Annotated in this window: 8 protein-coding genes; 3 read left to right on the top strand and 5 right to left on the bottom strand. The window is 32.6% G+C overall.

The genetic code is table 11. The features are described from left to right. Positions 1-7: 7 nt before the first annotated feature. The gene (gene gyrA / locus QE431_RS07310; RefSeq protein WP_057118575.1) at positions 8-2650 is read right to left on the bottom strand and encodes a DNA gyrase subunit A; all 2643 of its coding nucleotides are present in this window, start codon (positions 2648-2650) and stop codon (positions 8-10) included. 257 nt (positions 2651-2907) lie between these two features. On the opposite strand from gyrA, the gene QE431_RS07305 reads away from it, so the two are divergent. The 3 genes from QE431_RS07305 (at position 2908) to QE431_RS07295 (ending at position 7577) form a co-directional block, all read left to right on the top strand. Further along, on the top strand, positions 2908-5454 hold the full coding sequence (locus QE431_RS07305) for an ATP-dependent Clp protease ATP-binding subunit (protein WP_057118576.1): 2547 nt from the start codon (positions 2908-2910) through the stop codon (positions 5452-5454). A gap of 140 nt (positions 5455-5594) precedes the next feature. Beyond that, complete coding sequence (rimK, locus tag QE431_RS07300) at positions 5595-6962, top strand: 30S ribosomal protein S6--L-glutamate ligase (protein ID WP_057118577.1); 1368 nt, start codon at positions 5595-5597, stop codon at positions 6960-6962. A 99-nt stretch (positions 6963-7061) separates the two neighbouring features. Beyond that, positions 7062-7577, top strand: coding sequence for a DUF421 domain-containing protein (locus tag QE431_RS07295; protein WP_134141061.1), 516 nt, complete (start codon positions 7062-7064; stop codon positions 7575-7577). 128 nt (positions 7578-7705) lie between these two features. Here QE431_RS07295 and QE431_RS07290 read toward each other — a convergent pair whose 3' ends face one another. From QE431_RS07290 to QE431_RS07275, 4 genes are all read right to left on the bottom strand, one after another. Continuing rightward, positions 7706-9337 carry a WG repeat-containing protein gene (locus QE431_RS07290; protein WP_307294310.1) on the bottom strand — a complete coding sequence of 544 codons (1632 nt, stop codon included), beginning with the start codon at positions 9335-9337 and terminating at the stop codon, positions 7706-7708. Between the two features lie 143 nt (positions 9338-9480). Continuing rightward, positions 9481-10485 (bottom strand): WG repeat-containing protein, encoded by a 1005-nt coding sequence (locus QE431_RS07285; RefSeq protein ID WP_307294308.1) that lies wholly within the window; start codon positions 10483-10485, stop codon positions 9481-9483. A gap of 171 nt (positions 10486-10656) precedes the next feature. Further along, entirely contained in the window at positions 10657-11289 is a 633-nt protein-coding gene (locus tag QE431_RS07280) for a hypothetical protein (RefSeq protein WP_307294306.1), read from the bottom strand. Between the two features lie 189 nt (positions 11290-11478). Then, complete coding sequence (locus QE431_RS07275) at positions 11479-11679, bottom strand: hypothetical protein (protein WP_307294305.1); 201 nt, start codon at positions 11677-11679, stop codon at positions 11479-11481. Positions 11680-11952 lie beyond the last annotated feature (273 nt).

The raw sequence follows: 11952 nt of genomic DNA, 5'->3' as shown, positions 1-11952 counted from the left end.
ATTTTAATTATTCTTCAGACTCTTCTTCGTCGGCATCTTCGCCTTCGTCATCAATTACTTCATCATCAGAATCGTCATCATCTTCTACAGGTCCTTCATCTTCAAGAACTTCTAAATCAGGTTTAACTCTTTCAATTCCAGATTCGATAACGTTACCGTCTTCATCAACGACAACTTCTTCTACATCATCTTTCATTACTTTTGTTACAGCAGCGATAGAATCTTTTCCTTTCAAGTTAATCAATCTAACACCTTGAGTTGCACGTCCCATTACACGTAAATCCTCAATTGCCATTCTGATTGTTAATCCAGATTTATTAATAATCATTAAATCATCTGCATCAGTTACAGCGCTAATTGAGATTAGTTTTCCTGTTTTTTCTGTGATATTAAGAGTTTTAACCCCTTTACCTCCACGGTTAGTAATTCTGTAAACATCTTCACCATCTTCGTCAACTAATTTAGTACGTTTACCATATCCATTTTCAGTTACAACTAAAATTTGCGAATCGTTAACATCATTTTTACCAACAGTAACCATGCCTATTACTTCATCCGTTTCATCTTTTAAAGTAATTCCGCGAACTCCAGAAGCTGTTCTTCCCATCGGACGCGTTTTCGTTTCTTCAAAACGAACTAATTTACCAGATTTAACTGCCAAGATAATTTGGCTTTCTCCATCTGTTAATTGCGCTCCAAGTAATTCATCACCTTCTTTAATGGTAATAGCAGCTACACCATTTACACGAGGTTTAGAATATTTCTCTAAAGAAGTTTTCTTCACCTGACCTTGTTTGGTAACCATTACAAGGTTGTGAGTATTGATATAATCTTTATCTTTTAAGTCTTGTGTACAAATGAAAGCTTTTACTTTATCATCGCTTTCAATATTTACAAGATTCTGAATTGCACGGCCTTTTGCTGTTTTACTTCCTTCTGGAATTTCATAAACACGCATCCAGAAACATTTTCCTTTTTGTGTAAAGAACATCATATATTGGTGGTTTGTTGCCACGAACATGTGCTCCAAGAAATCCTGATCTCTTGTTCCTGCGCTTTTTTGACCAACTCCACCTCTATTTTGAGTTTTGTATTCTGTCAGATTCGTACGTTTGATATAACCTGCATGCGAAATTGTAATTACTACATTTTCATCGGCAATTAAATCTTCGATACTTACATCTCCACCAGAGTATTCTATTTGAGAACGTCTTTCGTCACCATATTTGTCACGAATTTCGATAAGTTCTTCTTTAATTAAATCGGTTCTTAAGTTAACATCTGCTAGTAAAGCTTTCAAATGCTCAATTAACTTCATTAATTCCTCAAACTCAGCTCTTAATTTATCCTGCTCCAGACCTGTTAACTGACGTAAACGCATCTCAACAATCGCACGAGCTTGAATTTCAGATAATTTAAATCTTTCGATTAATTTTTCTCTTGCTTCGTCTGTATTTTTAGAACCTCTTATTAACGCAATAACCTCGTCGATATTATCAGAAGCAATGATTAATCCTTCTAAAATATGCGCTCTTTCTTCTGCTTTACGCAATTCAAATTGAGTTCTTCTTACTACTACATCATGACGGTGCTCAATAAAATAGTGAATCATATCTTTTAGATTCAACAATTGAGGACGTCCTTTTACTAATGCAATATTATTTACACTAAAAGAAGATTGTAATTGCGTATACTTATATAAGGTATTTAAAACTACGTTTGGCGTAGCATCACGTTTTAAGATATAAACGATACGCATACCATTTCTATCTGACTCATCACGGATGTTTGCAATACCTTCGATTTTTTTGTCGTTAACTAAATCAGCCGTACGTTTGATCATTTCGGCTTTGTTAACTTGGTATGGAATCTCAGTAACAATGATACATTCTCTTCCGTCAACTTCTTCAAAACCAACTTTTGCACGCATTACAATACGTCCTCTACCCGTTTTAAAAGCTTCGCGAACACCTTCGTATCCATATATTATACCACCTGTTGGAAAATCAGGAGCTTTAATATGAGACATTAATTCGTCTACTTCAATATCATTATTATCAAGGTAAGCTAAAGTCCCATTGATAACCTCAGTTAAATTGTGTGGCGGCATGTTGGTTGCCATACCAACTGCAATACCTGTTGCTCCATTTACTAACAAAGTAGGAACTCTAGTAGGCATTACTTTTGGCTCATATATAGTATCGTCAAAGTTTAATTGAAAATCAACTGTCTCTTTTTCGATATCTGCCATAATTTCTTCAGAAATTTTGCGCATTCTGGCCTCAGTATAACGCATTGCTGCAGGACTATCTCCATCGACAGAACCAAAGTTACCCTGACCATCAACTAATAAATATCGCATACTCCACTCCTGAGCCATACGTACCATTGCGTCATAAACAGAAGTATCTCCATGCGGGTGGTACTTACCCAGAACCTCCCCTACGATTCTTGCAGATTTTTTATGGGCAGATCTTGAAGTTACACCTAAATCATACATTCCATAAAGAACTCTTCGATGCACTGGTTTCAAGCCATCTCTAACATCAGGAAGTGCTCTCGATACGATTACTGACATCGAATAATCGATGTAAGCTGATTTCATTTCATCTTCTATGTTAATAGGAATTAACTTTTCTCCTTCAGACATAAGTTGTTATATTAAATAATTATATTAGTTTCAAAGCGTGCCAAGATACGTTTTTTTGAAATTTTTTCAGCTATTTCCTTACACTTATTTCAATGATTTATTAACAACTTTATTTTGCCTTTTAGTTAATAAATTAAGCGTTTTTTAACGCTTTTATTCTCTTTTTTTTCGTCTATTAGCTGTCAGGAGATCTTGAAGGGTACGGTTTTTGTTTTTGAAACTGTAATTCACTAAATTTACAATACCAATTATATATTATGGATGATAATTTTTCACCAAGAGTAAAAGATGTTATTACATACAGCAAAGAAGAGGCTTTACGTTTAGGCCACGACTTTATTGGTACAGAACATCTAATGCTGGGCATTTTAAGAGATGGTAACGGAAAAGCTATTCATATACTTAATAACCTAGCAGTCGATTTAGATCATTTACGCAGAAAAGTAGAAATACTAAGCCCTGCCAACCTGAGCGTTGAAGTAAATGCAGAAAAGAAAAACCTTCATCTTACCCGACAGGCAGAAAGAGCCCTGAAGACCACTTTTCTAGAAGCAAAAGTATTTCAAAGTTCATCAATTAGCACGGCCCACCTGCTGTTATGTATCTTGAGAAACGAAAACGATCCAACAACCAAGCTATTGAATAAACTTAAAATAGATTATGACGTAGCTAAAGAACAGTATTTAAATATGACTCCAAACGAAGAAGAATTCTTAGAAAACTTGCCAAGAAACGAATCGTATAATGACGATTCAGGACAAGATGACAGTCTTAAAGAAAGTAGTTTTAATAATCCCGCCAATAAGTCAAACAAAAAATCTAAGACTCCGGTTTTAGATAATTTTGGGAGAGATTTAACAGAAATGGCCGAAGAAGGGAAATTAGACCCAGTTGTAGGACGCGAAAAAGAAATTGAGCGTGTTTCGCAAATTCTAAGCCGTAGAAAGAAAAACAATCCGCTTCTTATTGGAGAACCTGGGGTTGGTAAATCTGCTATCGCAGAAGGACTGGCTTTACGTATTATTCAAAAGAAAGTATCACGTATTCTTTTCCACAAACGTGTTGTAACTCTTGATTTAGCAAGTTTAGTTGCTGGAACAAAATATAGAGGACAGTTTGAAGAAAGAATGAAAGCCGTAATGAACGAGCTTGAGAAAAACGATGATATTATTCTTTTTATTGATGAAATCCATACTATTGTAGGTGCTGGAGGAGCAACAGGTTCGCTTGATGCTTCAAACATGTTCAAACCTGCTTTAGCAAGAGGAGAAATTCAATGTATTGGTGCTACTACTCTTGATGAGTACAGACAATATATTGAAAAAGATGGTGCTTTAGAAAGACGTTTCCAAAAAGTAATCGTTGAACCAACTTCTGTTGAAGAAACAATTGCAATTTTGAATAACGTAAAAGATAAATATGAAGATCACCACAACGTTACCTATACTCAAGAAGCAATTGAAGCTTGTGTGAAGCTGACAAACAGATATATGTCTGAGCGTTTCTTACCAGACAAAGCGATCGATGCTATGGATGAGGCTGGATCACGTGTGCACATTACGAATATCGACGTTCCGAAACAAATTTTGGATTTAGAGCGTCAGTTAGAAGAAGTTCGCGAGCTTAAGAATATGGTTGTTAAAAAACAAAAATATGAAGAAGCTGCTAAACTTCGCGATGATGAAAAACGTATAGAAAAAGACCTTGCCACTGCACAAGAACAATGGGAAGAAGATTCTAAAAACAACAGAATTGAAGTTACAGAAGATAATGTAGCCGATGTTGTTTCGATGATGACTGGAATTCCTGTTAATAGAATTGCACAGACAGAAAGCAATAAATTAGCTCAATTACCTGAATTAATTCAAAATAAAGTAATTGGTCAAAATGAGGCTGTTCTTAAAATTGCACGTTCTATTCAACGTAACAGAGCTGGACTTAAAGATCCTAATAAACCAATTGGTTCATTCATCTTCTTAGGTCAGACTGGTGTTGGTAAAACACAGTTAGCCAAAGTATTAGCAAAAGAATTATTTGATTCTGAAGATGCTTTAGTTCGTATTGACATGAGTGAATACATGGAGAAATTTGCGATCTCTCGTTTAGTTGGAGCGCCTCCAGGATACGTGGGTTACGAAGAAGGCGGTCAATTGACAGAAAAAGTTCGTAGAAAACCATATTGCGTAGTACTTTTAGATGAGATCGAAAAAGCGCATCCAGATGTGTTTAATATGATGCTTCAAGTTTTAGATGACGGATATTTAACAGATAGTTTAGGTCGTAAAATTGACTTTAAAAACACTATTATTATCATGACATCTAACGTTGGAGCGCGCCAATTGAAAGATTTCGGACAAGGTGTTGGATTCGGAACCGCTGCAAAAGTGGCTCAAGCCGATGAAAATTCAAAAAGCATTATCGAAAATGCATTGAAGAAAACTTTTGCTCCTGAATTCTTAAACAGAATTGATGACGTAATTGTATTCAACAGTTTAGAAAAAGCTGATATTGATTTGATTATTGAAATCGAATTGAAAAAACTGTATTCTCGTATTGCTGAACTTGGTTACAAATTAAGCTTAACAGACAAAGCCAAAGCGTTTATTGCTGAAAAAGGTTTTGACAAGCAGTTTGGAGCTAGACCGCTAAAAAGAGCAATTCAGAAATATGTTGAAGATTTGTTAGCCGAAGAAATCATCACTTCGAAAATACATTCAGGTGACGAAATCATGATGGATCTAAAAGATGATTCGCAAGAACTTTCAGTAGAAATCCATAAAGCCGAAGAGCCGACTAATCAATAAATTAGTTTAAATTTATAACAAAAATAATCTACCCGTTACGTTTTCATAACATAACGGGTATTTTTTTTGGATAATTTAGTATCTTTAGTAAAAGCAAATAGCTATTTTTGAATTTAAATTCTATAACAAAAAAACAAAATATGCTTCAAAACAAAGTCATTTTAGGCAGCGAAGAATGGTGCTCATTTCCAGAACTTGGAATCCCGACAATCAAGGCTCGCGTTGATTCTGGTGCTAAAACTTCTGCAATGCACGCTTTAAACATAGCTCCTTTTATAAAAAATGATGCCAATTGGGTAAAATTTGATATTAATCCAATTCAGAATAATATTAAAACGATTATCCATTGCGAAGCACCTTTAGTAGATAAACGAATTGTTAAAAGTTCAAGCGGTTTTAGAGAACATCGTTATGTTATTCAAACCAGCCTAAAAATTGGTGATGCCAAATGGCCAATCGAAATGACTTTGACCAATCGAGATTCTATGGGATTTAGAATGCTTTTGGGACGCGAAGCCATGAGTGGAAGGGTTTTGGTTGATCCAGAACAAAAATATCTTCTAGGGCAGCCTACAGCAGAATCTTTAAAAGAATTATACCAAAATTCTGAAAAAGCTAGTTCTGGTTTACGAATTGGTCTTCTAGCCAGTAATCCTGAATTATACAGCAATAAAAGAATTATGGAAGCAGGTGAAATGCGTGGTCACGAAATGCATTTCTTGAACATTAAAGAATGCTACATGAAACTCGATGCCAAAACTCCAGAGATTCATTATAGAGGAGGAAAAATCTTAAATCAGTTTGATGCTATTATTCCGCGTATTCGACCAAGTATCACTTTTTACGGTTGTGCTTTAACACGTCAGTTTGAAGCTTTGAAGGTTTTTGTTTTAAATTCAGCTACAGCGATAACGCAGTCTCGTGATAAATTATATTCATTGCAATTGCTTTTAAACAGTGGTATTGATATTCCAACAACTGGATTTGCCAATTCACCTTTAGATACCGACAATTTAATTAAGATGGTTGGAGGCTCTCCTTTAATTGTAAAATTATTAGAAGGAACACAGGGAAAAGGTGTTGTTTTGGCCGAAACGAAAAAAGCTGCAGAAAGTGTTATCAACGCTTTTAAAAGTTTAAATGCTAATATCTTAGTTCAAGAATTTATTAAAGAAGCCAACGGAAAAGATATTCGATGTTTTGTAATTGACGGAAAAGTAGTTGCAGCTATCCAGCGTGAAGCTATGCCGGGAGAATTCAGAGCCAATATTCACCTTGGCGGAACTGCTTCTGTAATTAAAGTAACTGCCGAAGAGAAAAAAATCGCTATAAAAGCAGCAAAAGCAATGGATTTAAAAGTAGCTGGAGTTGATATTATTCGTTCTTCTAAAGGTCCGCTATTGCTTGAAGTAAACTCTTCTCCAGGTCTTGAAGGAATCGAAGGTGCAACTAATAAAGATGTTGCAGGCGAAATGATTAAAGCTATTGAAAAGAATTTCAAATTATAATTAAGTTCATTTCAACTTAATACTCTATAAATATTTTAGCAGCTTTGCCAAAGTTTAGAACTCTGGCAAAGCTTTTTTATTTAACTTTAAAATAAAAACATGTATTCTCAATATTTAGATATTATTACAAGAAGCGTTGCTGTATATTTTTTCATGACTATTGCCTTGCGAATTTTTGGTAAAAAAGAACTTTCGCAATTAAATACTGCAGACATAATCTTGATTTTATTGATTAGTAACTCCGTTCAAAATGCAATGGTTGGTCCAGATACAAGTCTGTGGGGAGGCTTGGTAGCAGCTCTCGCTTTATTTATCATTAATTTCATCATCAAAAAACTGACTCACAGATATAAAGGCCTGAACGATTTTTTAATGGATAAACCTGAAGTCCTAATTCACGACGGAATATTAGATTTCAAAACCCTCAGCAGATTAGATATTTCGCATGAAGAATTAAAAGAAGCCGCCCGCGAACACGGTTTAGAACATCTAACAGATATAAAATTAGCCATGCTTGAAATTGACGGAACTATTAGTGTTATTTCTGGCGACAAAAAAGAGCTTAAGCAAACGCACTTTAAGCGTAAGCATAATCATAAGAATTTGAGGAAGTAGGAATTTATGATATTTTCGTTTCTTCAATTTTACTGTCTTCTATTTAATAATGTTATTTCTTTATCTGTCTATATATATATTCATCAAAAATAATTCAATTTCCAACAAATCTAATTTGGAAATATTTTCTAATTAATTTTTACTTTTACAGTTGCAATACCCTGTCGATAATAATAACTGTCATTCTTTTTTATCGGTATGATCATTTCCTGTCCGTAGTTATCTACAAAAATCCAATTATCATTTTTTTTAACTTTGATGAAATCAGAAGTAAATACTTCTCTTTTTTCTTTACTTTCACTTGGATAGTTAACTTTACAATAATGCACTAAAAGATCATTATTTCCTTCTTTTTGTGTTTTAGAAATCAACTTGCCCTTTTTATTGAAAAGTATTGTTTCCCCATTTACGATTCCTCTAATTGTTGAATCTGAGTAAAACAATTCTTCATCATACAGCGCTGGAATAACTATTCGATCTGTTCCTTTACTAACCCCCCATTTATCATTTATTTTTACAGTGAACAAATCATTATAACCCAGAGCTTTTATTTCCTGATACTTGGCTGTTAAGATTTCTTTGCCTGTTTCAGAATTAGCGCCCCATTTTCCATTTATTTTAAAGTAAATAAAGCCATCATATTTTACTTTCACCTCATCACATTCAGCTGCTACAAGTTCATTACCCATCGTATCTAAAACTCCCCATTTATTATTTAATCTTACTTTAATAATATTAATACCCTCCTTTAATTGATGAAAATCAACTTCATCATATTTTGGTGGTATTACTTCTATCAGGTTTTCATTAACACATCCCCATTTTACATCGTTACTTACCTTCATCATTTTATAAGAATCAGAAAAAATCCCTAAATCTTCATAAGCATCATATTGAACTGTAAAAGCTTCTTTTCCTTCATCATTAAAAAAACTCCATTTATTATCCAACATAGCTGGAGTAATTGAAATTTTTCCAATATTAACCCGATTACCAATTTCCTTATATTTTATGTCTGTGATTTCCTCACCTTTCAGATTAAGAAAACCATATTTATCATTAACTTTAATTTTTATTATTCCTGACATATTAAAGATCTCATCATATTTTATATCAGTTATTTTTCCAAATTTATCATTTACTAATCCAAATTTATCTTTAAGCCTTACTTCATATAGTGATAAACTATCACTAATACGACCAATTGACTGAATTTGATCATAGACTATACGGCTAATTTTAACACCATTTAAATCAAAAACTCCGTATTTGTTGTTATCTCCTACTACAATTACATCCTTATAAATACGAATACTGTCATATTTAATTGGGACAATTTCTTCTCCTTCCCTATTAATAATTCCATATTTTTTATGAAGCTTCACTTTTATTAACCCATCAATACAAGAAGCTACTTTGTCATATTTAACTGGGATAATTTCTTTTCCTTCCCTGTCAATGATTCCCCATTTTTGCTGAAGCCTCACTTTTACTAATCTATCAACAGAATAAGTTACCTGATCATATTTAACGGCAGTAATTTCTTTTCCTTCCCTATTAATAAATCCGTATTTACCGTCAAGTTTAACTACGCCTGCTCCATCTTCAAAACTATCAACTTCATCATATTTTAATGGAGTAATCTCTTTTCCAGTTTTTATATCAATAAAACCGTATTTATATTGCTCAATTGTGTCTTTCTCTTGTGCGTAAAAAATTGTAGTGCCTGCCAGGAGAATAATTGTTATTATTTTTTTCATCATTTTTACTTAATCAACATTTTTACCACTGCGGTACCGTTATTAAAATCTACTGCACCATCATATTTTATTGTTGTAATTTCCTTAACAATTTTATTTATAATTTTCTGCAGCAATAAAGCCCTTTTAATGTTTTTCTGCTATTATTCATTTAGACTAAGTTCTTCTTTTGTTTTACCATGGTAATAGAAAAATTCCTCGTAGCGTTCGTGATCTTTAGATTTTATTTCATTTACTACTTTTCCTTTTTTATCTAAAAAAATATATGCCGGCGGTTCAGCACTAGAAAAATCGTATATACTTTCATAACGCACACGCACTAAACCCTGATTAAATTTAGGATATTCGTTATAATATTCTGCAATAGAATAATCTATAGCTTTTCCTTCTTTATCTAAATAAACAGTGCGATTATTTTCGATTTCTTCGCCAATTTCACATATTCCTTTTAATTCTCCATAATCAAGATAAATAACTGGAATAACTTCCTCACCAGATTCATTAATAAACCCCCATTTACCATTTAATAGAACCCTTGCCATTCCTTCACTAAAAAAGAAAACATAATCGTATTTTATTTTAGTTATTTCCTTGCCGGTTTTGTCAATAAATCCCCACTTTCCGTTTAAGCAGACTTTTGCAATGCCTGATTCATCAAAATATGAATTAAGATCACTAAAATATCCTGAGGGATTGTATTCAATGGGGTTATAATCTTCATCAAGTAACATCATCTTATCTTTTACATATAAACATAAAACACGTAGATTATTTGTCTCCTCCATAAAATCATACTTTAATGGCGTAAGTTCTTTTCCTTTGTTATTTATAATCCCCCACTTTCCGTTGATTCTTACGCAAGCCACACCATGATCAAAACGACTTATATTATCATATTTTATAGTAGTAATTTGCTTACCGGCTTTATTAATTAGCCCATATTTTCCTTTAAGCCTGATTCTTGCAACTCCGTTTTGAAAAGCATAAGTAGTATCGCATTTTTCTTTTATAGGATCACGTTTAAAAATTGTGTCTCTTTTAATAGATTCTTGTTGGGCAAAAAAATTCTTTTTTATCATAATATTTGCAACAAAAACTAGAGCCAGCAGCAAGATAATTACTGCAAAAAAAATTGTTATTTTTTTCATTTTGATTATTTAAATATGATTTTGCTATATTTTTTTAGAATAGGAAAGACTTGCAATTATTTTTAAAAAAAATCTTTTTTCATTTCTATCTTCAATTTTTATCTAACAAAAAAACTCAAACTAATAAGCACTTTTATTAATTCGAGTTTTATATAATTAAATATTCTGAAACTATTTTTTTGCTTTGATTTGATAAGGTGGATTCGCCATTCTCTTTACCATCCAAAACAAACAAATTATAGTTAAAACAATTGTTATAATCAAAAATGGATAATATCCGACTGCTTTTGCTATTTTTTCAAACAGATAAACATACCATTTCACAATTCTTGTTCGTTTTGATTCATAATCTTGAACACCATAAGCAAGCCAGGTAAACAAACCTCCTACCACTGCTACAAATAAAGTTACTAATCCAGGTGAAACGGCAGCCTGCATTGCGGTAAGTTGTTTTTCTTCTCTTTTAAAACCTAATGCTTTGAATTGTTCTTTAATCGATTTTTCGGCTTCTTTAGCTATATCAACATTTTGAAAATCGATGGTTTCATAAGATGTACTTCCTTCCTTTGATACACCAAACATAATATGAGAATCATTTCCTACTTCAAATTCGTATTCTACTACATCTTTCACATTTATAATTGATTCAAATTCAGAAGGTTTAAACACCTCTTTATCTATTCTTTCAATGTTTAAATCAGCATTTTCTTTAGTAATATTTCCAATTATATATTCTCCATAAATTAAAACCACATTTCCATCTAGACCATTAAGGATTATTGGTTTATCAAAAATCTTTTCCATTTTATCTTTTTTAACTGTTATTACGAAAAATCACTACTAAATAATTTTGCGAAGATCCTTTTATTCAATTGCACTAACAGCCTCTAAAAGTTTTTAAAATTTCAATTTAAGACATTTTTCAGCATTCCTTTTGACAAAAAAAAACGATTTCAAATTGAAATCGGTTTCTCTATATAAAAAATCAACATTTTATCTAAAATAAGGCCAGACAAAATCATCGGCACTTCCTGTTTTGGACCAAGACGTTTTCCAACCCGAGAAAATCCATTTACCATCTATTAACACATAAGTAATGATATCGCCACAAGTATTTCCTGAACTCACATAATAGACGCAGGCTTGGGAATGTGAATATGTCAAAACTTTTTTTGAAGCTTTTCCATTTATCATTGAGCCTACTTCTTTTGGTAGTAGAAATTCTTTTTCATGTTGCCAAGTCAAATATTCACATTTTGCGATTGAAAAAAGCCAAAAGGAAAACAAAGATATAACGGCTACAATTATTATGAGTTTAAGCGCTTTCATTTTACAACAACATTAAAGTAAGTTTTATTTTACAAAAATAATATTTTTTAAATAAAAAAAGCTAGTTCAATAAAGAACTAGCTTTCGTATATATTGTTCAAATATGATTTACATCTCACATTTTACAAAAAACATTTT

It is taken from the genome of Flavobacterium sp. SORGH_AS_0622, from assembly GCF_030818825.1.
Lineage (GTDB): Bacteria > Bacteroidota > Bacteroidia > Flavobacteriales > Flavobacteriaceae > Flavobacterium.
The sequence above is the reverse complement of the archived record's forward strand: the minus strand, read 5'-3'. Positions and strand labels throughout refer to the sequence as shown.

What these genes read in the sequence shown, in the direction of transcription:
- rimK (WP_057118577.1), top strand. Translation starts at nt 5,595, where the DNA reads ATGCTTCAAAACAAAGTCATTTTAGGCAGCGAAGAATGGTGCTCATTT.
- QE431_RS07290 (WP_307294310.1), bottom strand. Translation starts at nt 9,337, where the DNA reads ATGAAAAAAATAATAACAATTATTCTCCTGGCAGGCACTACAATTTTT.
- QE431_RS07305 (WP_057118576.1), top strand. Translation starts at nt 2,908, where the DNA reads ATGGATGATAATTTTTCACCAAGAGTAAAAGATGTTATTACATACAGC.
- QE431_RS07285 (WP_307294308.1), bottom strand. Translation starts at nt 10,485, where the DNA reads ATGAAAAAAATAACAATTTTTTTTGCAGTAATTATCTTGCTGCTGGCT.
- QE431_RS07280 (WP_307294306.1), bottom strand. Translation starts at nt 11,289, where the DNA reads ATGGAAAAGATTTTTGATAAACCAATAATCCTTAATGGTCTAGATGGA.
- QE431_RS07275 (WP_307294305.1), bottom strand. Translation starts at nt 11,679, where the DNA reads ATGATAAATGGAAAAGCTTCAAAAAAAGTTTTGACATATTCACATTCC.
- gyrA (WP_057118575.1), bottom strand. Translation starts at nt 2,650, where the DNA reads ATGTCTGAAGGAGAAAAGTTAATTCCTATTAACATAGAAGATGAAATG.
- QE431_RS07295 (WP_134141061.1), top strand. Translation starts at nt 7,062, where the DNA reads ATGTATTCTCAATATTTAGATATTATTACAAGAAGCGTTGCTGTATAT.